Source organism: Bacillus methanolicus MGA3 (assembly GCF_000724485.1).
In the GTDB taxonomy this organism is placed as follows: Bacteria; Bacillota; Bacilli; order Bacillales; family Cytobacillaceae; genus Bacillus_Z; species Bacillus_Z methanolicus_A.
Genome location: NZ_CP007739.1, coordinates 1,566,829 through 1,592,394, shown reverse-complemented (window position 1 = coordinate 1,592,394; position 25,566 = coordinate 1,566,829). Strand labels below are relative to the sequence as shown.

25 protein-coding genes are annotated in these 25,566 nt (G+C 36.9%); 19 read left to right on the top strand and 6 right to left on the bottom strand.

Annotation, left to right across the window (positions count from 1 at the left end; genetic code table 11):
- Positions 1-499: 499 nt before the first annotated feature.
- Complete coding sequence (locus BMMGA3_RS07740; protein WP_004433951.1) at positions 500-679, bottom strand: small acid-soluble spore protein H; 180 nt, start codon at positions 677-679, stop codon at positions 500-502.
- 229 nt (positions 680-908) lie between these two features.
- On the opposite strand from BMMGA3_RS07740, the gene BMMGA3_RS07735 reads away from it, so the two are divergent.
- Entirely contained in the window at positions 909-1,151 is a 243-nt protein-coding gene (locus BMMGA3_RS07735; RefSeq protein WP_004433949.1) for a hypothetical protein, read from the top strand.
- Between the two features lie 160 nt (positions 1,152-1,311).
- Here BMMGA3_RS07735 and BMMGA3_RS07730 read toward each other — a convergent pair whose 3' ends face one another.
- Positions 1,312-2,532 carry an acyl-CoA dehydrogenase family protein gene (locus tag BMMGA3_RS07730; protein WP_004433947.1) on the bottom strand — a complete coding sequence of 407 codons (1,221 nt, stop codon included), beginning with the start codon at positions 2,530-2,532 and terminating at the stop codon, positions 1,312-1,314.
- Positions 2,533-2,630: 98 nt separating this feature from the next.
- Positions 2,631-3,710, bottom strand: coding sequence for a dimethylsulfone monooxygenase SfnG (gene sfnG, locus BMMGA3_RS07725; protein ID WP_038502159.1), 1,080 nt, complete (start codon positions 3,708-3,710; stop codon positions 2,631-2,633).
- Positions 3,711-4,347: 637 nt separating this feature from the next.
- On the opposite strand from sfnG, the gene BMMGA3_RS18365 reads away from it, so the two are divergent.
- The 12 genes from BMMGA3_RS18365 to BMMGA3_RS17255 all read left to right on the top strand — a co-directional run bounded on the left by BMMGA3_RS18365 (position 4,348) and on the right by BMMGA3_RS17255 (position 16,563).
- Positions 4,348-4,806, top strand: coding sequence for a riboflavin kinase (locus BMMGA3_RS18365; RefSeq protein ID WP_034669204.1), 459 nt, complete (start codon positions 4,348-4,350; stop codon positions 4,804-4,806).
- Positions 4,790-5,074: a hypothetical protein gene (locus BMMGA3_RS18360; protein WP_034669203.1), complete on the top strand. Its 285-nt coding sequence runs from the start codon at positions 4,790-4,792 to the stop codon at positions 5,072-5,074. Before BMMGA3_RS18365 ends, BMMGA3_RS18360 begins: the two co-directional genes overlap by 17 nt.
- Before the next feature lie 287 nt (positions 5,075-5,361).
- Positions 5,362-5,502, top strand: a complete 141-nt coding sequence (locus BMMGA3_RS17260; protein ID WP_004433944.1) for an FbpB family small basic protein — start codon at positions 5,362-5,364, stop codon at positions 5,500-5,502.
- A 579-nt stretch (positions 5,503-6,081) separates the two neighbouring features.
- Complete coding sequence (locus BMMGA3_RS07710; RefSeq protein ID WP_004433942.1) at positions 6,082-7,071, top strand: sulfonate ABC transporter substrate-binding protein; 990 nt, start codon at positions 6,082-6,084, stop codon at positions 7,069-7,071.
- 18 nt (positions 7,072-7,089) lie between these two features.
- On the top strand, positions 7,090-8,238 hold the full coding sequence (gene ssuD, locus BMMGA3_RS07705) for an FMNH2-dependent alkanesulfonate monooxygenase (RefSeq protein ID WP_004433940.1): 1,149 nt from the start codon (positions 7,090-7,092) through the stop codon (positions 8,236-8,238).
- Positions 8,239-8,243: 5 nt separating this feature from the next.
- On the top strand, positions 8,244-9,002 hold the full coding sequence (gene ssuC / locus BMMGA3_RS07700) for an aliphatic sulfonate ABC transporter permease SsuC (protein WP_004433938.1): 759 nt from the start codon (positions 8,244-8,246) through the stop codon (positions 9,000-9,002).
- A gap of 15 nt (positions 9,003-9,017) precedes the next feature.
- Positions 9,018-9,785 carry an ABC transporter ATP-binding protein gene (locus tag BMMGA3_RS07695; protein ID WP_004433937.1) on the top strand — a complete coding sequence of 256 codons (768 nt, stop codon included), beginning with the start codon at positions 9,018-9,020 and terminating at the stop codon, positions 9,783-9,785.
- 356 nt (positions 9,786-10,141) lie between these two features.
- Positions 10,142-11,212, top strand: coding sequence for a branched-chain amino acid aminotransferase (locus tag BMMGA3_RS07690; RefSeq protein ID WP_004433936.1), 1,071 nt, complete (start codon positions 10,142-10,144; stop codon positions 11,210-11,212).
- A gap of 117 nt (positions 11,213-11,329) precedes the next feature.
- Entirely contained in the window at positions 11,330-11,836 is a 507-nt protein-coding gene (locus tag BMMGA3_RS07685; protein WP_004433935.1) for a DUF3189 family protein, read from the top strand.
- Positions 11,837-12,124: 288 nt separating this feature from the next.
- Entirely contained in the window at positions 12,125-14,326 is a 2,202-nt protein-coding gene (locus tag BMMGA3_RS07680) for an alkaline phosphatase D family protein (protein WP_004433934.1), read from the top strand.
- 230 nt (positions 14,327-14,556) lie between these two features.
- Entirely contained in the window at positions 14,557-15,762 is a 1,206-nt protein-coding gene (locus tag BMMGA3_RS07675; protein ID WP_004433933.1) for an MFS transporter, read from the top strand.
- Between the two features lie 675 nt (positions 15,763-16,437).
- Positions 16,438-16,563, top strand: coding sequence for a DUF4181 domain-containing protein (locus tag BMMGA3_RS17255; protein ID WP_081485666.1), 126 nt, complete (start codon positions 16,438-16,440; stop codon positions 16,561-16,563).
- A gap of 86 nt (positions 16,564-16,649) precedes the next feature.
- Here the strand turns inward: BMMGA3_RS17255 and BMMGA3_RS17875 are convergent, their stop codons facing one another.
- Entirely contained in the window at positions 16,650-16,790 is a 141-nt protein-coding gene (locus BMMGA3_RS17875) for an IS110 family transposase (protein WP_004433932.1), read from the bottom strand.
- Positions 16,791-17,162: 372 nt separating this feature from the next.
- On the opposite strand from BMMGA3_RS17875, the gene BMMGA3_RS07670 reads away from it, so the two are divergent.
- Entirely contained in the window at positions 17,163-17,978 is an 816-nt protein-coding gene (locus tag BMMGA3_RS07670; RefSeq protein ID WP_004433930.1) for a lipid II flippase Amj family protein, read from the top strand.
- 221 nt (positions 17,979-18,199) lie between these two features.
- On the opposite strand, the gene BMMGA3_RS07665 is transcribed toward BMMGA3_RS07670, so the two are convergent.
- Both BMMGA3_RS07665 and BMMGA3_RS07660 read right to left on the bottom strand, forming a co-directional pair.
- Complete coding sequence (locus tag BMMGA3_RS07665) at positions 18,200-19,420, bottom strand: MFS transporter (RefSeq protein ID WP_004433929.1); 1,221 nt, start codon at positions 19,418-19,420, stop codon at positions 18,200-18,202.
- Between the two features lie 22 nt (positions 19,421-19,442).
- Positions 19,443-19,886, bottom strand: a complete 444-nt coding sequence (locus BMMGA3_RS07660; RefSeq protein ID WP_004433928.1) for a MerR family transcriptional regulator — start codon at positions 19,884-19,886, stop codon at positions 19,443-19,445.
- Between the two features lie 482 nt (positions 19,887-20,368).
- On the opposite strand from BMMGA3_RS07660, the gene BMMGA3_RS07655 reads away from it, so the two are divergent.
- The 5 genes from BMMGA3_RS07655 (at position 20,369) to BMMGA3_RS07635 (ending at position 25,331) form a co-directional block, all read left to right on the top strand.
- Positions 20,369-21,049: a response regulator transcription factor gene (locus tag BMMGA3_RS07655; RefSeq protein WP_004433927.1), complete on the top strand. Its 681-nt coding sequence runs from the start codon at positions 20,369-20,371 to the stop codon at positions 21,047-21,049.
- A 43-nt stretch (positions 21,050-21,092) separates the two neighbouring features.
- A complete protein-coding gene (locus BMMGA3_RS07650; RefSeq protein ID WP_004433926.1) occupies positions 21,093-22,388 on the top strand; it encodes a sensor histidine kinase in 1,296 nt (431 codons plus the stop codon).
- A 157-nt stretch (positions 22,389-22,545) separates the two neighbouring features.
- Positions 22,546-23,919, top strand: coding sequence for a DJ-1/PfpI family protein (locus BMMGA3_RS07645; RefSeq protein ID WP_004433925.1), 1,374 nt, complete (start codon positions 22,546-22,548; stop codon positions 23,917-23,919).
- Positions 23,920-24,247: 328 nt separating this feature from the next.
- A complete protein-coding gene (locus BMMGA3_RS07640) occupies positions 24,248-24,766 on the top strand; it encodes a GNAT family N-acetyltransferase (protein ID WP_004433923.1) in 519 nt (172 codons plus the stop codon).
- Between the two features lie 295 nt (positions 24,767-25,061).
- Positions 25,062-25,331 (top strand): 2TM domain-containing protein, encoded by a 270-nt coding sequence (locus BMMGA3_RS07635; RefSeq protein ID WP_034669321.1) that lies wholly within the window; start codon positions 25,062-25,064, stop codon positions 25,329-25,331.
- Positions 25,332-25,566 lie beyond the last annotated feature (235 nt).

Below are 25,566 nucleotides of genomic sequence, written 5' to 3'. Positions count from 1 at the left end.
AAAGAAAAGGGTGGAACCTAAAAAATTAGAGGGTGCCGTCCTTTTTATTTTTATTTTTTATCCGTTTTTTTCTATCAAGGACTTTTATACCATTTTTGCCCCTTTACAACCTCTTTACATTTCCTTCATTTTCTCTTTATATGCCATCCTTACACTTATTTTCATTACAAAATTTTCAAAGGAAAAGAGTTGGTTTCTGTGTCACCGCTAGTTATATTTGCTATCCTTTTTGTGTTTCTTGCTTTGGCGGTTATGGCTATTAGAAAATAGATACCCTTTAATTAATCCTTCTTTTGTCATACATACATTTGACCTCTTTTCTAATACCTAATAAAAAAGGTAAGCTAACATATTATTCATGACTAATATGTGCTTACCTTTATTTTTAAGGTTTTTTAGACTTTAGGTCTTGATAAATTAAAAATGGCGCTCTTTTTTGATGAATATATTACTGTTTTTCGTACTATTTGCTCTTAGAATGGTGTTTCTTAGGGACAAATTAATGTTCTTTTAAACTTGATAAAGAAACTTTTTGTATATTCTCAGGTTTATCAAGAGGATAGATTGTAGCTGTCTCATTTTTTTCATCAACATGTTGAATGTAGATCGGCACCCCATTATAAGTTACATTAGCCATAACCGGTGAAGAAGCAATTTCTTGTGCTCGTTGTGTGTTCATAATAATAGCCTCCTTTGATTCTTAACAGTTATAATATTTGCTCGACATTAGTTAAATATTCTTTGTATGAACAATTCCAATTTAAGTGAATCAGTGCCTGAAAAAACCATAATATCTGTACCAATTTGTGTTTGATAAGAACAAAGAACAACTTCATAACAATATTATGTATATTTATATGCTTTTATGGAATACTACCATGGAAAATATCAAATAAGGAGTCTTCCAAATGTCAATTGAAGAAGGTACTAAATATCAAATTTCTAAAGGTATTAAAAGCTTTTTTAATTCCGCAGAAACGCTCACTGTCATCCGTCAGAATGGAATCACTGTACAATTCACTCTTGAGGACGGCAAAGGTCATGGTTCAATGCCGATTCAACATTTACACTATTTATTAAAAAGGAACGATCTGACTCAAATGAAAAATAAAAGATCATTATTGAATACAGAAAATGAACAAATTGGGTAATAGTCAAGTGTCATACTATTCTTATAAGAAAGTGAAAGTAAGCAGCAGGCAGGACAATATATTTTGTATAAGGTGGAAATAGAAAAACCATTGCCTAATTGAACAGGCAATGGTTGTTAATACGTTTGTTTGAAATTCGTTAGATTTTAGGCAGTATCTTTTATTCTCCGCCTTTTATCCAAAGTTCAAGCGGGAGTCCGACGAGGTCTTTACCGATCCATTCTCTTGCAATGTTATTTGATGGCCCCATCGCAATTCCGGCGCGAGCGTCACGGAAAAGACGTTCAATAGGTCCTTTTTTATAACCATATCCACCGCTTACATCCATGGCAATTTTTGTTGCTTTATTCGCAACCTCGGAAGTATGAACTTTGAATTCTGTAAGAGGAAGGGTTAGTACTCCCTGATCCTTTCCTTCTGATTGCAATATATCTAATTGTTCAGCAAGGTCGAATTGCCATGGTTTTGCACTTTCGATTAATATTTTGGCTTCTGCAATTTGCTGGCGGATTACTTGGTAATCACTTAAACGGTTATCAAAGTCCCGATGAATCGTATTTGTCACATGTTCTGTCGCTAATTGGAGAGCATGTTCTGCTACACCTAACCACACCGATCCTAGACCTATCAGGTAAATAGGGGATACGCCATTCAGAAGGATTTCCTTCCCCCGGTTTTCTCCTCCTAAAATATCACGTTTAGGAACTAATACATTCTGATATGAGATGGGACCGCTATGATTGCCTCGTACACCGAGCGCTTCCCACGGGCTTGCTTTTATTCCAGGCAGCTTTCCATCTACAATAAAGAAACTGATATCTGTTGCATCCTTTGCTTCAGGGCTTCTTGTTTGGACCACATAAAAATCAGCTTGACCGGCACTTGTAGTAAAAGATTTATCGGCATTTATAATATAATCCTCACCATCACGCTGTGCCTGGCTGAAATTATACCACCAGTGTCCGCCAGTAGCTTTTTCACTTGTTGAATATGTGCCGATCAATCCCCGCTCAATAGGCTTCAACCAGCGTTCCTTCTGATCATCATTTCCATATAGGGTAATGGTTTGTACAGCTCCTACATGCATAACATAAACAAGGGCAGTGGAGGCGCATGCTTTCCCGATTTCTTCAGCCGCTATAGCAAACGCTACATGATCAAGTTCCAAACCGTTATATTTCTTGGGAACGAGAATATTTCCCCATCCTTTTTTGATAAGAGCTTCTAAATTTTCTCTGGGAAATTTTCCTTCCCTGTCTGTAATTTCAGCATTGGGACGTATTACAGTATCTACAATGCTGCGTATCTCTTTCCGAATTCCCTCGTAATATTCACGAGTAGTTTTATGAAATGCTGGCCGTGTTTCAACAGCTAAAGACATAATTGATTGTACCTCCTCCGGGACTTCTCTTTACATTTCATAAGCTAATTTTTATAATGAAAATATTGACACAATTTTTTATGAGCAGGATGCAGTCCTTAAACTGCACCTGCTTTTTCTTTTAGCTGTTCTTCCTTTTCTCTAACGAGCGGAATCACTTTTTCACCAAATTGCTGCAAATCTTCTTCATAATGCAGGAAGCCTGTCAGGACAATATCGACACCGATTTTTTTCAGTTCGATAATGCGGTCGGCAACTTGCTCGGCCGTTCCTATTAATCCTGTGCGGAATCCATCGTTGTATTGAACAAGGTCTTCAAATGATGAATTTTCCCACATTCCTTCACCTTCAGGGGAGGATTGCCCAGCGAACTTTACTTGGCTTTTAAATCCTTCTACAGCTTCTTTGTCTGCATGTAGAATAATATCTTTTAAAACTTGCTTTGCTTCTTCTTCTGTATCACGGACAATAACGAAGCCATTAACACCGAATTGGATATCTCTTCCATTTGATTTAGCCAATGATTTCACGTGATCAATTTGCTGCTTTAATTTTTCCAGAGAGTTTCCATTCATGAAGTAAACATCGGAAACTCGTCCAGCCATCTCTCTAGCTGCTTTCGAATTCCCGCCTTGGAAGATTTTTGGGATGTTAATAGGTTTCGGTTTTAATGGTGCTTCATTTAGACGATAAAAATCACCTTTAAAAGTAGTGGTTTCTTTTGTCCACATTTCGCGCAGAACCTGGATAAATTCTTCAGAACGCCGATATCGTTCATCATGATCCAACCATGGTTCACCATATCCAATAAACTCACCTTTAAACCACCCGCTTACAATATTCACTGAAGCTCGCCCGTTGCTGATGTGGTCAATGGTGGAGATAATTTTTGCCATCACGCCTGGGTGCCATAGACCAGGAAGAACGGCTGTTATAATGTTAATCTTCTCTGTTACAGCTGCCAATGCTGATGCAAGTGTAGCAGCTTCTAGTTGTTTCTCTGCACCATAGCTGGCAAAAAATCTCGTTTGTAACAAAACATAATCAAAACCAGAGCGCTCAGCAATTTGTGCATAGCGTTTATTCGCTTCAAACGACCAATCCGTTTTTTGTGGAAGGTTGGAAATAACAAGTCCGCCGCTTACGTTTGGAGCCCAGTAGGCAAATTGTAAACTCATTTCATTACTCCTCCTTTTTGATTAAAAATGTAAATAACCGATCCTAAAAACTTTCTTCTCCTCCTTTCCTTATTAAAAAAGGCTCATATCAGTCCTCTTAAACATAAGGGACTGACATGAGCCTCCGGTGGACCGGTTGGCGTATTCAGATTTTATAAATTAACTGATACTGTTTGAAATAATAATACCAATAAAACATATATGTCAAGTAGGTATTTGGTAAAAATGTGAATCTTTTTCTTACTGATAATAAAAAAATCATAATCTAAGAGATATTCCTTCATCTGTGAATCCGATAAAAAGCTTCCATTTGTTTTAACAATATTTTACTACCATTTTTTGTGAAAAATAATAAGAGTTATTATTAAGACTATCTTATATCTTGTCGTAAAAGCAATGATTTTTCAGTTTGATAAACTATCATCTCCTTGAGTAAATATTTATTACATGATTTATATGCAAATAAATTTTTAATTCCGACTTGACATATAGGATTAATTCAATTTAATATATCACTAAAGATTTATTTGAAAAATCTAAACATGCCGACTAGATCACTAGAGGCTCTCAATTCAGGGTGGATTTTATCTTGAAATGAGAGCCTTTTTATCTTTTCATTATAGAAAGGTTGAGGGGTATGCAGCAAGCAAAAATTATTCAGGATGTTGAGGAACAGATATTAATTTGCGGAAAAGTGGTTCATGGAATGAAGAAGGGGCGACAGCTAGGTTTTCCTACAGCAAATGTTTGTGCTGATGCCGGGTTGTTAGAGAACGGAGTGTATGGAGTTTTAGTGTCTCTAAATGGAAAGCAATATCAAGGCATTATGAATATTGGTGTTAAACCAACATTTGAGTCGAACTTAGAAAAAACAATTGAAGTTCATCTTCTAGATTTTCAGAATGACATTTATGGAGAGTTAATAGAATGTCAGCTTCTCTTTAAAGTAAGAGATGAACGAAAATTTCCATCGATCGATTTTTTAATAAATCAAATTAAGGAGGACATTCGGTATGCAAGACAAAAATTCAACAGCATGGGGGCATTCTATAAAAACAGTAAAAAAGAATTCTTTAGAAATGAGCAAATATCTTAATCTGCCTGATTTGCGGTTTTTTCAATGGTGCCACCAACAATTTGGGCTAAATAAAGGTGTTTATAATACGATTGATAACTGGTTTTATGATTACGGAATAGTCAATATTCTTCACCGTCGAATCTATCTTTTAGCATTTTTAGAATTTGTCAAAAATACAGGACTGAAAACGGATAACCAAAAATTTATTAGATTTGGAAATGGAGGGCTCATAAGAAAGCTCGATGAATTTATAAAAGAGAAAGAAAATGAAAAGTACATTATATAAGCATTTTCTGTGGAAAAGGGACTGAGCTGCGCAAACAAAAATAGAAATGCCAACTTATCTTTAGCAAGTTACATGTTTAGCTTTGAAAATTTTTGAGCTTGGCTTTGCTGAAGTGATAATAATAAATAATTTTCCAGATTATCTTACCAGACAACTGGAGGCTCCCTTTGAATTTTTTATAGAGGGAGCTTTTATATTGAAATGATTTTGAAAAAGAGTGATGAGAAGTGAGTAAGAAGCTGTTTGGACTGCTTTTTCATAAATTTTAGAAAGGATTGTAACTTGCCATGCATAGAAAGAAGAATTTTGTTCAACTAGTTAAAGACAATCGAGAACAAATTTTAAAAAATAAAGAAGAAATTGAACGAATTTATAAAAAGATTGACGAAAAAGTATTTAGAAAAGAAAGCAAAAGTAACAAAATCTAATTAGAGCAATATAGAGAGGAATTGTATTAATGATAAACGCTAAATTCATACTTGACAGATCGGAAAAATATGGATAAGATAAAAACAATAATATTAACAATTTTAAGTTAATTAAACATCAAGCCGATCGGAAATACCGAAGGCTCGTACCTATTAAAGGGTATGAGTCTTTTTTACATTTAATGGGGAATTGAATCATGATGAAGTTATTCCAAAATTACAAATTGAAAATCCAGTGCTGGTCGGACAACCGAAGGCTCCAATCTCTTTTAGAGGGATAAGGAGCCTTTTTTTCATAATCAACATATCCGACTAAAACAATATGTTTAATATATTTATTGAATCGCACGATCAAGTGAGTTTCAAAAAGCGAGAAGATGATTTCCTGCAATCTATAAATTGAACTATTAAAAAGAATTACATAACCAAATAGGAAAGACTCAATGATTAAAGTAAGAGAGCATTCCTATTATTCAGTCTACTTAAAGGAGGTGATTCATTATGTGCTTTAAGACTAAAAAAATTAACTTTCAAGAATAGAACTTTTTATCATTTTAAAGATATTAGGGGGAGTATTTAGTGATCAAAAATGAGAAGCGGATTTGGTGGATAACATTCATTTTTGCACTATCTTTTCTTATTAGTGGATGCAGTACGTCCGCGTCAGGAGAAAAACAAGTAAGGACGTCAAATGAGAAAGAAAAAAGGGTTATTAATATTGGTTACCAAAAGTTTGGCACCTTAAATATTTTAAAAGCGCAGAAAAACCTGGAAAAAGAATTAAAACCGCTTGGTTATTCTGTTAAATGGACAGAATTTCCTGCCGGACCTCAGCTATTAGAAGCACTTAATGTAGGAAGCATCGATTTTGGCCATACAGGAGAGGCGCCGCCTATTTTTGCTCAGGCAGCAGGTGCCCCGCTAGTGTACTTCGCAAATTCTCCGGCCAATCCTAAAGGGGAAGCCATTGTAGTAAAAAAAGATTCGCCAATAAAAACGATAAAAGATTTAAAAGGAAAGAAAATTGCTTTAAATAAAGGTTCAAATGTCCATTATTTATTAGTCAAAGCATTAGAAAAAGCAGGTTTAAACTATGAAGATATCAAAACAGCCTTTCTCCCGCCTGCAGACGCTCGTGCAGCATTTGAAAAAGGCGATATAGATGCTTGGGTTATTTGGGATCCGTTTTTGGCTGAAGCAGAACGCGCTGCAAATGCCCGTATTCTAACGGATGGAACAGGACTAGTAAACAATCGCGAATTTTTCTTAGCTTCTAGTAAGTTTGCAAAAGAGCACTCGGATATATTAGAAGTTATTTTTAGGGAATTACAAAAAACGGAAAAATGGGTTGAAGGAAATCCAAAAGAAGCAGCAAAATTCCTTTCTCCTCAAATTGGAATGGATATTGAGACTTTGGAATTAACACTACATCGAAGAACGTTTGGATTAGAAAAAATGAACAAAGAAGTGGCAAAGGACCAACAGCAAATTGCAGATCAATTTTACAAACTTAAACTAATCCCGAAAAAAATCAATGTAAATGAAGCGATTTCAAAATCTGCAAAATGAGAAAGGGGATATAAAAAAATGAAGGTTTTCTGGTTTATACCTACACATGGAGATTCACGATATTTAGGAGTAACGACAGGCGGGAGAGCAATCAATTACCCTTACTTAAAACAAATTGCTCAGGCAGTCGATCATCTTGGGTTTGCAGGTGCTTTACTTCCTACAGGAAGGTCTTGCGAAGATTCATGGGTGGTGGCTTCAGCTTTAATACCCGTGACTTCGCGGATGAAGTTTCTTGTTGCTGTACGACCCGGTCTTACATCTCCTTCACAAGCAGCACGAATGGCTGCCACTTTTGATCGCATTTCAAACGGACGCTTATTAATCAATGTTGTAACAGGAGGAGATCCGGTAGAGCTTGCCGGTGATGGTCTGCATTTAAACCATACTGAGCGATATAAACTAACCCATGAGTTTCTTACGGTTTGGCGTGATTTGTTAGCTAAGGGAGAAGCAAATTTTTCCGGTGAATATTTAAACATAGATCAAGGCAAATTATTATATCCACCTATTCAAAAACCTTATCCGCCACTTTATTTCGGCGGTTCTTCTGAAATTGGCCAGGAAATTGCAGCTAGCCATGTGGATGTATATTTAACATGGGGCGAACCGCCTGAAAAAGTAGCGGAGAAAATCACAAAAGTGAAACAATTAGCGAAAGAAAAAGGTAGAACCATTCGCTTTGGCATTCGGTTACATGTCATTGTAAGAGAAACAGAACAAGAAGCTTGGGCAGCAGCTGATGATTTAATTAAATATGTAGATGATGAATTAATTGCTTTATCTCAAAAGATTTTCTCTCGCTTTGATTCAGAAGGCCAAAGGAGAATGTCTGAACTACATCATGGGCGAAAGGATCAATTAGAAATCAGTCCGAATTTATGGGCCGGTATAGGTCTTGTTAGAGGAGGAGCTGGAACAGCATTGGTAGGTGACCCTGAAACCGTAGCTCAAAGAATGAAAGAATATGCTGACCTTGGAATCGAAACATTCATTCTTTCTGGTTATCCGCACTTGGAAGAAGCTTATCGTGTTTCAGAATTATTGTTTCCGCATCTTCCGTTAGAACATGATTTTACCTTTTCAGATTCTACTAATTTGATAAGTCCATTTGGAGAGATTGTCGCAAACAATGAATTCCCTAAAAACAAAAAAGCAATTGGGTGATGAAGATGAATAAAAAAAAGATTGTTCCTTGGATTTTACCTTTTTTATTAATTGTATCTTGGCAGCTGTTATCGCAAATTGGAGTCTTATCTTCAAGGGTGCTGCCTAACCCGGTAGATGTTTTTAAATCAGCTATCGAGTTAAGTCGATCAGGTCAACTATTTGAATACATTCGTGCAAGCACAAAGCGGGCATTTATCGGGTTTCTTCTAGGGGGAGGAATTGGTTTTGCGTTAGGATTAATGAACGGTCTTTCTAGAATTGCAGAAAACTTGTTGGATACTACTATACAAATGATTCGAAATATACCTCACCTGGCTTTGATACCAATCGTCATTTTATGGTTTGGGATTGAAGAAGAATCTAAGCTGTTTCTTGTTGCTTTGGGCACTTTTTTTCCCATTTACTTAAATACATTCCATGGTATACGCTCTGTAGACAAAGCTCTTATTGAAATGGGAAATGTATATGATCTAAAAGGTTTTGCTCTCTTTTGGCATATTATTCTGCCTGGTGCACTTCCTTCTATTTTAGTCGGAGTCCGCTATGCTCTTGGTATTACATGGGTTACGCTTATTGTAGCTGAAACGATTGCATCTAACTCTGGAATTGGTTATATGGCAATGAATGCCAGAGAATTTATGCAACTGGATGTCGTTGTTTTAAGTATTATCCTTTATGCACTTCTTGGAAAACTATCAGACTTAATAGCAAAAATCGCAGAGAGAAAATTTTTAAAATGGCATCCGACATATCAAAAATAGGGAGGAGGGTTATCAATGGTTTCTAAAAAAGAGAAAGACGCTATTTTAGAACTTTCCGGCATCTATAAATCGTTTGGTATTCATCATGTTCTTCAAAACATTAATCTAAAAGTTTATAAAGGAGAATTCATTGCGATTGTTGGGAAAAGCGGGTGCGGAAAAAGTACGTTATTACGTTTAATTGCAGGACTTGAGCCGCCTAGCGGAGGAAACATTTTTATAAACGGAAAACAGTTGAAAGGAAGGAATCAATTTGCAAAAATCATGTTCCAGGAAGGTCGTCTTCTTCCATGGAAAAAAATTCGCCAAAATGTTGGCCTAGGATTAAAAGCAGATTGGCAAAAACAGGTAGAAAAAATATTAGAACAAGTTGGATTAGCAGACCGGGCAGATGATTGGCCTTCTGTACTATCTGGGGGACAACGGCAAAGAGTAGCACTTGCAAGGGCGCTTGTACACGAACCTGATATCTTATTATTAGATGAACCACTCGGTGCTTTGGATGCACTGACACGTATAGAAATGCATCAGCTGATTGAAGATTTATGGAAGGAAAAACAGTTTACAGCTATTTTGGTGACACATGATGTAGAAGAAGCCGTGGCTCTCGCCAATCGAGTTATTTTGATCGAAAATGGAAAAATTGAAATGAATTTACCAATTAAATTACCTTATCCCCGTCAACGTGATCATCCTATCTTTACATCTACCGTTAACCAGATACGGAACCGTATTTTAGGAATAAAAACATTTTCTAATAGAGAGTTGAAACTTACAAATTAAAATATATTAAGAACTTTTTCGCAAATGGTCATTATCGTCTAAAGAATGTTCGTAAAAATTAGAATCATAAGTGAAGTGACAAGAAGGTGAATAATACCTAAATACATTCACCTTCTTTTTTATTGCAACACTAAAATTTTATTAAAAAATCATTGTGAAAAAATTAAATTCAATGGATAATACCCAAAATTGTACATAATAACAAATTACTATATTTAAAATTTTCGTACTAAAAAGAAAAAAATTATTATTTTTAAATATAAATGGTTGTTATGATCTGACATTTGTTTTTATAATATTTAAAAAGATATATCTATTTTTAATTGAAAATTATTGAAAGACTGGGAGACGGAATTATGAAAGATTATAAAATTGAAATTAACTTAACTTCAAAAAAGAAGAAAAAACCTCAATTTGACCAACTTGAGTTTGGCAAATACTTTACAGATCATATGTTTATTATGGATTATACGGAGGGGAAAGGCTGGCATGACCCTCGGATTGTTCCATATCAACCGATCACATTAGATCCTGCTGCCATAGTATTTCATTATGGCCAAACTGTATTTGAGGGGCTAAAAGCTTATCTTACAAAAAATGAAGAAATTCTTTTATTTAGACCAGATCAAAATATGAAAAGGTTAAATCAATCAAATGCCCGATTATGTATCCCGCAAATCGATGAAGATTTAGCTTTATACGCTCTAAAACAATTGATTACTATTGACAGGGATTGGATACCTACATTAGAGGGCACTTCACTTTATATTCGTCCATTTATCATTGCAACAGAACCTTACCTAGGTGTCTCATCTTCTAAGAATTATCAATTCATAATTATTTTATCGCCAGTAGGTGCTTATTATAAAGAAGGTTTTAATCCTGTTAAAATTGCTGTAGAAAGTGAATATGTGCGTGCTGTAGCAGGTGGAACAGGCAATGCCAAAACGGCCGGTAATTATGCCAGCAGTTTAAAAGCACAAGAAGAAGCTAGCAAAGCCGGTTATTCTCAAGTTTTATGGTTGGACGGGAAAGAAAATAAATACATTGAAGAAGTTGGAAGCATGAATATCTTCTTTAAAATTAATGGAGAAGTCATAACACCAGCTTTAAATGGAAGTATTTTAGAAGGTGTAACAAGAAATTCGGTCATCCAGCTTTTAAGACATTGGAATGTACCTGTTGTTGAACGTAGAATTTCGATACATGAGATCCATCAAGCTTATAATAACGGTTTGTTAGAGGAAGCATTTGGTACAGGAACAGCAGCAGTTATTTCACCAATTGGCGAATTCTTCTGGCAAAACGAAAAGCTTGTTATTAATAACGGTGAAACAGGTCCATTATCTAAGAAATTGTTCGATTCATTAACCGGTATACAAAATGGAACAAAGCCTGATCCATTTGGCTGGGTTGTGAAAGTATAATTATCAAAGGATTGATTTTAACTCGATCGAGGTTAAAATACACCCGCAGCACATTTTCGTATAGGATCTCCATATTTGGTGATAATAGTTATAGGAACAAATTTAAAGGATGATCCTATGATTTATATATATAATGATTATGGTGGCACGCATTCGACTGCATTGGCAGCAGCATATCATTTAAATAAATTACCTTCTGTCCAGCCACTTACTAAAGAAGAAATATTAAATGTTGAGTACTTCAATAAGTTAACTGCTTCTGATATGGGAAGATTTATTTTCCATGGCATAGATGAGGATGGAAACTCTGTGTATACGCTTGGCAGGAAATCCTCAAAAGTTGTAGTACCTGCTTTAAAAAATCTAAGTATCTTATTGCAAAATAAGTATCAAGGGGAAGAAAGAATCGTTTTTTCAAACACATCGCCAACTGTTCCATTCCCAATGACAATCGGAGGATTTCTTTCCAGAGGAATGAAAATCGATTCCTTAGGTGTACCGCTATTAGTTATAGGAGCAAAAATTTGCTTCAATGATATTAAACGATTAGTTGAACATACGAAACAAATAGGCAAATCAACAAATGAAAAGGTGACCGTGTTAGAAAATAGAGAATTTAAATGAATAAAGCCCTTGGGTGAAAAGTCCAAGGGCATTTTGCATTTAGCTTTAATAACTTGATCTTGTTTCGAAAAAAGCAGACACTCATCCAGAAAGCGAATGTACGTTTTCATATCAAACCGATTAAGAAAATTTAACGCATCATCTTTTCATCCTACAAATGACTATCCTCTATTTTTCCTATTTTTTTTAACCAATTTTCAAATCTTTTTTAATATTCCCTTTAAATCTATTTTTTACGATTAAGAGGAAAAGAAAATCACCAAAATTTTGAAGGAGAGTGAGATATCGGTGAAAAAGACACGCATGATTGGTTTATCCCTTTCTTTATCGTTAGGATTAGTCGCGAGTTATGTTCCAAAAGCAATGGCAGCTTATGAACAGGTTAAACAGCCATCTATGCTGCAACCGATTGTTGACCATGTTGATGTCATTGCCCACCGCGGTGCCTCAGGTTATGCACCTGAACATACCTTGGCAGCATACGAAAAGGCGATCAAAATGAAAGCAAATTATGTCGAACTGGATTTGCATATGACAAAAGATGGCGAGCTAATTGCCATTCACGATTCCACGCTGGCAAGAACGACAAATGTGGAAGAAAAATACCCCGACCGAGCCCCTTGGCGGGTAAAAGATTTTACGCTTGCTGAAATTAAGAAGCTAGATGCCGGTTCTTGGTTTAACAAGACTTACCCTGAATATGCAAAAAAACAATATGTTGGGGAGAAAATCCCAACCCTTCAGGAAGTGATCGATTTTATCAAAAAGAAAGGTTCGAAAGTTGCTCTGTACATAGAAACGAAGGACCCTGACGTTTACCCGGGCATGGAAGAAAAACTCGTTGAGATTTTGAAAAAGAACGGTTACTTGAAAAAAGATAAAGTCGTTTTCCAATCATTCAGCGAAGCGAGCTTAAGAAAATTACAGGAGATCGTTCCTAAGGATATTCCTCTTCTCCAACTTTATAGCCCAAACATGATTCAAGGTAAAAATCTGGATGATGTCTTTAATCGGGCAGCGGAATATGCGGAAGGAGTGGGACCGGATAAATCGCTTGTCACCCCGGCGTTTATGCAGGAGGCTCATGAACATCATATGATTGTCCATCCGTATACCGTGAATACGAAAGATGAAATGGTTGAGCAATTATCCCTTGGTGTTGATGGGATGTTTACAAATTATCCCGATCGATTAGTAGAATTGAACAAGAAAGCATACATTTCCCATGGGGCGGCCAGCGGCGAAGTGACGGATACTTCGGCAGTATTATGGGCTAGAACAAGCCAACCCGCAATGGTACGATTTGAAGTTTCAGATGACGCTTCTTTTAAAAAGGCCATCATTAAAACTGAAAAAGCTGCTTCTAAACATGATCTGACAGTGCAAGTAAAAGTGACTAGATTAAAACCAGATACGATTTATTACTACCGTGTTCAGGCTCTCCCTGGATCAAATCAGGTGAGTGGAACTTTTAAAACAGCTCCAGCTAAAAATGAATTGAAGCCGTTGACAATTGTTTGGGGTGGTGACACTGGCGGTCAAGGTAACATCCCACCTTTCAAAGCTTTTTCTGAGATGGCCGATTTGAAACCCGACTTCTTTTTATTTAGTGGGGACACGATTTACGCGGATAATGCTACTCCGGCTGTTCCGAATCCGCCATCAAAAAACATTGAGGATTTCTGGGCGAAATATAAGGAAAATCGTACCGACCCAAACTTGAGAAAATTACTACAATCAACAAGCACATATGCCATCTGGGATGACCATGAGGTAAAAAATGACTTTTCTGGACCATTTGAGCCGCTAACCTCAACTGGATTTCGGGCTTTTACAGATTATTGGCCAATTTCGGACGAGCGGAGTTCATCCGGAAAGCTTTACCATAAGTTTTCTTGGGGTAATACAGTTGATTTATTCATTTTAAATAATCGCAGCTACCGTGATCCAGATACGAAACCGGATGGTATGGACAAAACAATGCTTGGTCAAGAGCAGCTTGAATGGTTGAAAAAAGAACTTTTGAATTCAGATGCCCAAGTGAAACTTATTGCTTCTTCGGTGCCTATTTCCATTCCGACTGGGAAGCCAAATGCACGCGATAGTTGGGCGAATGGCGACAATATTAATCCGAACGATAATACAGGGTATGAACATGAATTTGCGAAGATTTCAAAATTCATTAAGGAAAATAATATTAAAAACGTGAATTTTGTCACGGCTGATATTCATTATGCTGATATTATCCAGTATGATCCTGACCATAACGGTACCGTTGATTATCGTGAGTTCGCAAGCGGACCGATTGGGGCAGGCACAGGTCAGCCGACAACACTTGATCCTACATTTGGTCCAGAGCGACTTTATGCTGAAGGCGGGTTCTTTAATTTTGGTGTAATCAAGGTTGATCCTGGACTAAAACAATTGACAGTCGAAATTCGTGATGAAAACGGCAAAGTTCATTTCCATCGTGATTTTCCAATCGAATAACAAAATAGATTCGAAATTGAATGAGCTGTCTACAATAGATGTAGGCAGCTTAGATCTTCTATATCACTTTTTATTTGATTAACCAATAAATACACCTTTCGTACGGACAAAAGTTATGTTATGTGTCAAAACATGTGCTACTATTTTGTATGGTGAACTTACTGTTATTTTCCTAAAAAAAATGAATAAGGCAAAATAATGCTTGTAGTTATGAAGTCAGGAGGGCTTACATGAACAGACAAAATGATATTTCAAATAGGAAGCTGCTCGGGATTGCCGGAGTCGGATGGATGTTTGATGCAATGGATGTTGGGATGCTTTCGTTTATTATTGCTGCATTAAAGGTAGATTGGAACTTAACGGAAAAACAAATGGGCTTGATTGGCAGCATCAACTCAATCGGTATGGCCGTCGGGGCTTTATTTTTCGGACTGACGGCTGACCGAATGGGCCGGAAAAATGTTTTTATTCTTACTTTATTGTTATTTTCACTTGGCAGCGGTGCTTCGGCATTTGCGACTTCCTTGAGCATCTTTTTAGTTTTAAGATTTCTGATCGGAATGGGGCTTGGAGGAGAGCTTCCAGTCGCTTCCACACTCGTATCGGAAAGTGTTCCGGCAGAAAACCGCGGCAGAGTGGTTGTGTTATTAGAAAGTTTTTGGGCGGTCGGCTGGTTGATTGCAGCGGTCATTTCTTACTTTATCATCCCTAAATTTGGCTGGCAGCTAGCCTTGATATTGAGTGCGATTCCAGCTCTTTATGCTCTATATTTACGTTGGAATCTGCCTGATTCACAGAAATTTCTCTCCGTGAAACAAACAGAAAGACTGTCGGTGCTATCAAACATCACGGCTGTCTGGTCAAAAGAGTATCTCAGCGAAACTGCGATGCTGTGGATTCTCTGGTTTTGCGTCGTGTTTTCCTATTATGGAATGTTTCTTTGGCTCCCAAGTGTTATGGTGATCAAAGGATTTAGCTTAATCAAGAGCTTTCAGTATGTGCTGATTATGACACTTGCCCAATTGCCAGGTTATTTTACCGCCGCATGGCTTATTGAAAAAGTCGGAAGAAAATTTGTTCTCATTGTCTACCTGATTGGCACCGCGTTAAGTGCATATTTCTTCGGCAGTGCGGAATCGGTGGCGTTATTGATTACAGCAGGCGTTTTCCTATCGTTTTTTAACCTCGGAGCATGGGGCGCTTTATATGCCTATACACCCGAACAATATCCTACAAAAATCCGAGGAACAGGGGCAGGAATGGCCGCTTCCTTTGGGCGCGTAGGAGGAATATTAGGTCCTTTATTGGTGCCATATCTTAGCACTAGTGGTTTTTCTATTCATATGATTTTTACAATTTTCTGCGTATCCATCTTAATCGGGGCAGCGGCTGTGCTTTTCATGGGAAAAGAAACGAAAAGACAGGAATTAGCATAACCTTCTCAAGACGCTTATCTTCAATCCGTTTTAGTGATTTTCCAATCAAATAACAGAATAGATTCGAAAATGAATGGGCAGTCTGCAATAAATGCAGACAGCTCTAACTTTAAATTGCTACAAACAATAGCGAATATTGCTTTTAATAATTTCTTTAAACAAATTTGTTACTTTTATTAACTTAATATTAATAAACCATTATCATTGGTTTAATAAATTTATGCTAATTTTAGAATGTAACGACGAAGGCTAACAATATTCTATTTAGAATAGGGTGTGTTGGAAAAAATGTTTACCAAAGTGAGTATCAGTTTTTTGCTTTTAATGGTGCATTTTTACTTGGCTTGAGTTTACATCTAAAAATCTTTATATCGTAAAGAAAAAAACAGAAGACAGCAAAATTAATGCTGGCTTTTTTTTAATGGAAAAAATAACACCAAGTTGAATTTTGGGATATAAATTGACTTATAAATCTGTATGATGGGTGTTTATTTATGCTTACAAAAAACGATTAACTCCCATAGATTCAAAGTATTTTCGTCCTGAAATCAGGCAACAACCACGGTACATTAGAACTACAAAAATACCTCTTTAAGTATCCTCTTGGAAATTTAGAAAAAGTGAGGAAATATTTACCTTAATGTATTAGCTAATTGTAGTGATACAATTTTCGTTGTGTTATATAGTTTTCGTGCGTTTATGGAGTGGAAGTATGATAAAAAACCAAAACATTACTTATTAACTATCAGCTATTTATTAATGTACTTTATCATATTGGCAATAGAGATTTTGTCAAACTAAACCAGCTAATAGTTTGTCAACATTTTTCAATAAAAAGTTAAAAACAAACGACCGGAGGTCGAATTCCTGTTAAGTTTTCTATTTCTCTAAGATATCAGTGTAAGCTCTTCTAGTCCTTCAAGGATATGTGCTACTTTAAAACTGCTTTTATAAGGCTTCTTCTTATACAAGAACGCTTGAACCTGACTTTCACCTTTCGCTACATCCAGACCAACTACTGGATTCATATATTATCTCCTCTAGAACCATAAAATTGCCGGTAACCCCTAATCCTTCTTGCAGTATCATAGCTTCGCTTGTTATCCGAGATCTTGGTCCCAACCAGCCAAATCATGTTTAAGCAAGTAGGGGGCGAACTGTTTAGTTGACGGGATTTTAAGCCCCACGGGCAGGTACGTTCTACCCCGGCTACCGTTATAACAAAACCATATAAAAAATGGTCAACCAGAAATATCTGGCTGACCTTATAATACGAAAGTGACAGTCTAGTTTAAGAAGAACTGGTAAAATTATTATTGTATTCTTCTCCTCCAAATAATTACCCATATATACAATTTATTTTATAATACAGTTAGAATAATTTTCTTAGGAGCTATGATATGGAACTAATTACAAGTAAAGTTATTATAATTTCTTTTTTGTTATTGATAATAACAATGGTTGAGACTTTAGCCTATGCAACGAGGATTTCGGGAGCAAGAGTGAAATTAATTGCAACTGCATTATCTTTGTTTAGTACATTAGTGATTGTTTCAAGGTTTTCTACAATGATTGAACAACCTTTAACAGCAAAACTTATTGCAGAGGCACCTGATATAAACAAATTAAGCTTTATAGAGGAACAATATAGGATTTTAATTGGGGTAACATCTATTGGGGTCTTGTTTGGAATTCTTCTTTTTCCAACATTCATCAATATCTTTTCACGAGCCATTGTTCAATTATCTAATGAACGGGGCTCAATAATGGCACTATTTATTAATCAATTTAATCGGAACGGCATTAAAAAGGTTTTTATGTATTTTAGACTCCCCAGATTGACATACCTAAAAGGAATTACGTTAAAAACAATTCCTAAACGTCTCTTTGTTATTAATGTCATAATTTCTGCTGTATTTACTATTGGGGTACTTTCATCTATATATGCATCAATGTTAGTTCCTAAAGATTATGCTCAGGCTGCATTAATGTCATCTGGGATTATAAATGGTATAGCAACTATTTTATTAACATTGTTTATTGACCCAAAAGCTTCAGTTTTAGCTGATAGAGTGATTAAAAATCAAAGTGATTATATTTATTTAAAAAGTTACTCTTTAACAATGATTTGTTCGAAATTACTGGGTACAATTGTGGCTCAACTTTTGTTTATTCCTGCTGCCTATTACGTCGCTTGGTTTGCCAAGTGGATATAATGAGTATTCTTATTCAAGTAACGGGTAGTTCGAGTTTAAGAACATGTGTTGCCGCGGAAACTCCTTTTCTTATTCAACAAACGGGGCTGAATAGTTGAATAACCATAATCAATTAGTATCTATCTAATTTAAACCTAATTATTTTTATAATCAATTTTTTCTGCAACCGGTTCAAATAATGATAAAATAAAAATCCGCCTCAAAAAGAGGAGGATTTCTTTTTAGTGGTGTGATGCAACTGCTTTATCAATATGCTGAAGGTGTTTGTTTCCGAGCAAAATGGCTAAAATTCCACAGACCACAGCAATAGCGCCAACGTAGAAGGGAATATGTGGGTTGTACCATTCGGCTAATTTTCCTGCTAACCATGGACCTGCGGCTCCAAAAACGAATCGGATAAAGCTATATGCTGCGGAAGCTGTAGAGCGTTCAACCGGGGCTGCGACCATTACTGCGGTTGTAATTAATGTATTATTTACACCTAAGAATGCTCCGGCTATGATAACAGCCACAATCACAACCATTTGAGAGGATGTCCAAATCCCCATAACGAGAAGAGTAACGGCAAAACAAAATAACATGGCACACATCGAAGGAACGGTTCTGAATCGACTCTGAAACTTAGGTGCTACGAAGACTGAGGTAATGGCAAGAAGAATCCCCCAACCAAAGAAAACATAACCAAGTCCGTGTTCATCTAAGTTCATGACAAATGGCGTATAAGCCAATAAGGTAAAAAAGCCAAAATTATAGCACAATGCAGTAATCCCCAATGTTAAAAGTCCACGGTAACGCAGTGCTTTAAATGGGTCTAGCAGAGACGTGCGCACCTTTGATTTCGGCAATTTTGGCAACAAGATGAGAATCGAAAGGAATGCCAACGCCATGAGAACACCTACGCCGAAGAACGGTCCACGCCAAGAGATAGAACCCAATTCTCCTCCTAACAGCGGTCCAACGGATATTCCCAACCCAAGAGCAGCTTCGTACAAAACAATTGCTTTAGCTGGTCCGCTTGTAGATAATCCCACAATAGCGGACAGAGCTGTGGCGATGAACAAAGCATTACCAAGACCCCAACCAGCTCTATACCCTACAAGCTGTCCAATGCTCCCTGAAAAACCACCTAGGATTGAAAATACAACAATAAGGAAAGTTCCTGTTAACAGAGTCCTTTTCGTTCCAAATCTACTAGAAACAACTCCAGTGATTAACATTGCCAACCCTGTAATAAAAGTATAGCTTGAAAACAACAGGGAAACTTGGCTGGGGGTGGCGTGTAATTTTTTCCCTATTGCAGGGAGGATGGGGTCAACAAGACCTAGCCCCATGAATGAAATCACGCATGCAAAAGCTACTGCCCATACCGCTTTGGGCTGTTGTAAAATTCCGACACTTCGAGGTTGAAGCTCCTCTTTAATTAATGTAGATTTAGATTGCATTATTTTCCCTCCAAAATATCTATTATCGTTTTGATAGCTCCTCGTCGATTTTTTCAATCCTAGCTCGCGCACGTTCTCTAAGACTTACCAGTTCAGTTTGAACACTAAGAATTTTCCGAATCTTTTCCTCGATTATTTCGAGTTGGTCATCGAGGATTTCTATAATTTCAATCAACTTTTCCTTCCGTTCCCTTGGATCGACAACCTGTCTATAATCTACTCGCTGACTTTCAAATGCATTTTGAAGTGAAATGAAGCGCTGCAGTTCTTGTAGGGAAAACCCTAATACTTCTTTGGTAATCGTAATCTTTTTCAAAAACTCAACATGTTCTTGTGTATAAAGCCTTGTCCCCCCTTTACTGCGAGGAGGAGAAGGCAAAAGACCAATCTCTTCATAGTACCTAATGGTTCTTTTACTTAAACCACTCTGTTTAGCTACATCATCTATTTTCAAATGCCCATCCATGAAAGAACCGACCTCCTGCCATGTATATTAATATGATTATATTTACATTTAACGTTAACGTCAATTTTTTTAAAAAAATTCAATAATTTTCATACCCTTTACCTATTTGTTAAAAATTATATTCATTTATTTCAAGGTTAAGTCGAAATCTAATCTTTTTGATTATTAGATTTTACGTTTTCGTCAGATATCATGTGTGAATTCTGTTTAAAAAAACATTAAGAATATGTGGTGTGATTAAAGCTAAAATGAAAAAGGCTAAATCCAAAATTAACACAAGAACAATCGGTCAAATGCTGTCTCTAGTTTGTTTTCATTGGTAAAAGCGATTCAATTCATATTGAGTTCATAATGTTGATTTATAGTATCCATAGGAAATGAGATTAATAGTATAGAATTTTAATTATCAGATTAATTTATTGGAAAAGTTATGTAATAATTTAGATTGTGTTCGACCATAAGGATAAAGGGGAGAATTCAATTTGCCAAAGATATTAGTGGTAGATGATGAAGCTCATATCCGTGAGCTGGTTCGTTTGTATCTGGAAGATGAAGGCTTTGATATTGTCGAAAAATCCAACGGAGCTGATGCGCTGGATTATGTGGAGAATCATAGAGTTGATCTCGTCATTTTGGACATTATGATGCCGAAATTGGATGGCTGGGTTTTATGTACGAAGCTCCGCGAACTAGGGGACATGCCAATTTTAATGATCACCGCGAAGGGGGAGACAGGCGACCGAATTAAAGGTTTTAAGCTTGGAACGGATGATTATTTGGTGAAGCCGTTCGACCCGGTAGAGCTCGTTCTTAGGGTAAAAGCTCTGCTAAAGCGGTATCGGATTGCTGCTTCCAATATGATTAAGCTTGGAGACATTTCATTAGACCGCAAAAGTTATCAGGTAGTCTATAAAAACGGTAAAACGATCACGATCCCAATGAAAGAATTCGAATTACTTTTCAAACTGGGCAGCTACGCCGGACAGTTGTTTACACGGGACAATCTAATTGAACAAATATGGGGCATAGATTATGAAGGGGACGAGAGGACCGTCGATGTTCATATCAAACGGCTCAGAGAACGGTTTACTGAATTTGAGTCTGATTTTCGGATTGTAACAATCCGCGGCCTCGGTTACCGATTGGAGGTGTATCGGGATTAAGTCACTATATACCCGTGTTGTATTAATATTCGTTGGCATCGTCATGTTGAGTCTGTTCATTGCATATTTTGTTACTTCCCTGCTGTATCAAGAAAGAATTACAAATTTGGTAGAAGAAATTCTGATTACGAATGGTAAAAAATTTATCCAAACCTATGAGTCTGCACCTTCAGCTAATTTGATACCATTTATGCAAAACTTCTCAGGCCTTACCGGTAACCTTCTCCAACTTTATAATAAGGATGGCAAGCCCCTCCTTGATGAAAAAAATGGGGAAATACAGGTTGATCCTATATATATTAAGACCGTGCTTGCCGGTGATATCGCTCGAGATATCAATAAAAGGGAGCCTTATCCTCCTATAATCGGACTTCCATTTCAGGTTGACGGGGAGCCTTACGCTTTATTTCTAACGGTGGAGAAGAATAGTATCGAGGAAGAAATCATGAACTCCATTCATATCATGTACATCATTATTTTGTTTTTCGGCAGTTTTCTGATTTTAGTTGCTGCACGCTATTTCGTAAACCCGATTCTTCGATTGACGGATGCAACCAAGAATATGGCGAAAGGAAAATTCGATTTTGAGCTTCATACGAAACGCAAGGATGAAATTGGTCTTTTAACCGTTAGCTTTAATGAAATGGCGAAAGAGCTGGCTAAGCTGGATCGAATGCGGCAAGATTTCGTTTCTAACGTCTCGCATGAAATTCAATCACCTTTAACCTCCATTTCAGGATTTACGAAGGCGTTAAAACAGAAGAAAATGAGTGAGGAAAGCCGCCTCCATTATTTAACCATCATTGAAGAAGAGTGCGAGAGGTTATCGCGATTAAGTGAAAATTTGCTGCGGCTATCCTATTTACAACAAGAGACACATCCGTTGAAGGTGAGGAGTTATCGTTTGGATGAACAATTGCGGAAAGTCGTCATTGCGTTGGAACCTCAATGGGCAGCGAAAGAAATTGAAATTGACCTTCAGCTTGAGGCAATGAGAATTCAAGCGGATGAAGACCAACTCTATCAGGTATGGATCAATTTACTGAGTAATAGCATCAAATTCACTCCAAAGCACGGAAAGATTTATATAGAAGCAGCGATGAAAGAAGATCAGAATGTCGTTTCCATAACAGATAATGGTCCCGGAATACCGGAAGAGGAACAGGAAGATATTTTTACGCCATTTTATAAAGTTGATAAATCTCGCAATAATACTGTAAAAGGAAATGGACTCGGTTTATCGATCGTCAAAAAAATTGTAGATATTCATAATGGCAATATCAAAGTATCCGGACGCTTGGGGGAAGGTGCAACTTTTACTGTTAAACTGCCAAAGTGATGGAAGCATGCAAAATAAAGAATCTATCTAAATTCCGCCACTAGGCGGTTTTTTTATTTTTTTTCAATTATTTGTTCCGTTCATATTGAGTTCATAAAACAGGTTTATAGTGTACCTGGGGTAAGTAAAATTAAACATTTTACAGGAGGAAAGAAGAATGAAGAGGTTAATGTTGCGTGTCGTTGTTTATGTAGGTATTTTCGTTATATTTTTGGGGGGCATCGGATTAATCGGATTTAGCCGTTCTCAGAGGGATTATTGGTTCTCCGTTCGCAATCAGCCCGTTCCTTATTTACAAAAAGTGAAAAGACCTGATTATAACCCGAATAAACCAACTGTGGCAGTCCTGTTATCGAATCCAACCACGGAAGTATTCGATTTTATGGTTCCGTACGAAATGTTCGCTATGACAGGTGAGTTTAATGTATTTGCTGTTGCTCCGGACAATAAGGTGAAGTCAATAACAGGAGGTCTCGATTTATTACCGCACTACTCCTTTAAAGAAATGGATCGTTTATTAGGAAAAAGTCCCGACATTATCGTGATCCCTTACATGCCTATGGTTGACAAAAAGAAATATCAACCTGTTCGGGAATGGATACAAAAACATAAAGATGCCACTTTGTTAAGTATTTGTGGCGGGGCAGCGAATCTTGCCGACACCGGTTTATTGAAAGGGAAATCTGCAACCATACACTGGCAGTATTTCGATAAAACGAAAAAGAAATATCTTGACACTCACTGGAAAAGGGATCTTCGGTATGTACATGACGGTAACATCGTGGCTTCGGCTGGACTAACATCAGGAATCGATGCCGTCCTCTATGTGATCTCACAAAAATTAGGCGAACCTATGGCAGAAAAAATTGCAAAAGAAATGCATTATCCTTCCTACCACTTCGTTAAAAATCCAAAGATCGACCCTTATTATATCGATCGGAGCGAAGCAGTTTATATTGCAAATTTAGCATTTCAATGGAAAAAGAAAAAGACAGGTGTTTTGCTGTATAACGGTATGGAGGAAGGGGCATTGGCTTCGATTTTTGATACGTATTCTGCTTCCGGAACAACAAAGGTCTTTACTATTTCAAGCTCGAAACAGCCTATTGTTACAAAACATCACCTTAACCTAATCGCCAGATATCAAATGTCGAAAACTCCGAAGGTGGATAAAATGATCGTTCCGGGAACGCAGGCAAAAACTTTAGCTGCGGAGGACATAAAACAATGGAACGAGCAGGGCAAGGCGAAGGAGCTCCTGTTCTTGCACAGTGATTCGCCAGATAGATTTGTATTCGAAGCGCCGCTTGAAGATTTAGCCAAACAAGAGGACATTCTAACTGCTAAATATGGAGCAAAACGACTAGAATACCGTGCCAACCATGTAACCCTTAAAGGCAGCCCGTTTTCCCTTGAAGCTTTCGGAATTCCGCTGCTGATTGGTTTACTGGCATTGTTTGCAGCTTTCTATATCGACAGACGATTCATCATAAGAAAGACAACTTCCGAATCGCATAAACAAGCCATATGATGATTGCCGCCTTCAGGCGGTTTTTTCAATTGTTCGTTCCATTCATTTTGAATTCACAATGCCTGTTTATCATATACCTAGGGTAAGTGAAATTAGAAATTTTTTGAAGGATGAAGGAAGAATGTAAAAAAAATGGTTAACCAGAAATAACTGACTGTCCTAATAATATGAACGAGTTAGGTATTTAAAGAACTGGCTGCTTTGTAGAGGTTTTCTATGAACCTAACAGGCAATAATATTCAACAAGGTGCTTGATAAAATCTAACATGTCTGTTGTGAAAAAACAGTTCTTCGTGTTATATAGGGGAGGATAGCATACGAAATTGAGGTGATTGTGTTGGTTAGTGAAATCAAAATCGAACAATTAGAATCAATAGGAGAACATATTGATGAGCTTTCAGAACTTCTGATACAAGTAGTAGAAGATGGTGCATCGATTGGCTTTTTACCACCATTGAAACTTTCTGAGGCGAAAAGATACTGGGAAAACATATTAAACCCCGATGTGATTCTATTTGTCGCTAAAATAAACAAACAGATAGTTGGAAGTGTACAGTTGCATTTATGTACTAAGCAGAACGGTGATCATAGAGCGGAAATCGCAAAATTGATGACACACACTGATTATCGCCGCAATGGCATCGGCCGATTACTAATGCAAAAGGCTGAAGAAAGAGCAAAACAAGAGGGAAGGTCGTTATTAGTTCTCGATACAAGAGAAGGAGACCCTTCGAATCACCTTTATACTTCAATAGGTTTTATTAAAGCTGGACGGATTCCTTACTATGCGAAATCTGCAACTGGTAAATTAGATGCAACTATTTTCTATTATAAAACCACATTTTAATCTGATGGAGCCACAAACATTTTCAACAAACGGGATCTTAAATTCAATATCAGGTATCAAAAACGAAAAAGCTCCTATAAGCGCCAATCATCCCCCACTTAATTAGAAATTTGAAGTGGGGGAATTCTTGTCGTCAAAAAAAATAATAACGATGTTCAATTACGCATAACTAATTAATGAGTGCAAACTGCCACATTACCTTAAGCGTAAAAACAGCATAAATTGTGTGAAGGGGGTATTTCTGAAATATAGAGTATTCAATGTAAATTGTTTGCGATTATGGGAGGTGTTGAAAATCGAAAAAGATGAAAAATATTTAAGAGCGAAAAAAAGAGTGGAAAATCTAAAAGCATTTTATATTCATTTAATTGTTTATATTTTAGTCAATGCTATGCTTTTTGTTATTAACCTAATTTCAGATGCGGGTAATTGGTGGTTCCTATACCCGCTTGCAGGCTGGGGAATTGGAGTGATAGTACACGGAGTATCAACGTTTGCATTTGGTAAATTCGGATCAGAATGGGAAGAAAGAAAAATAAAAGAATATATGGAAAAAGACAAGTAGAAAGTTGATAAAAGACCATCTACGAGCAAAAGTTCAGGAGCCAGTATTGGCTTCTTTTTTTATTTAAAGGGTCAATGAATGTAAGAAACCGACAGCACTGCTGGAAGCTCGTACAAGTTTGATATAATTATTTGTTGGGGGGATAAATACTTTGAGCATCCATCAATTTGGATGCTTTTTTATATTCACCTCATTCCTCCAAAGGCTACATATCCTTGATTGTGGCTCTTTTTTA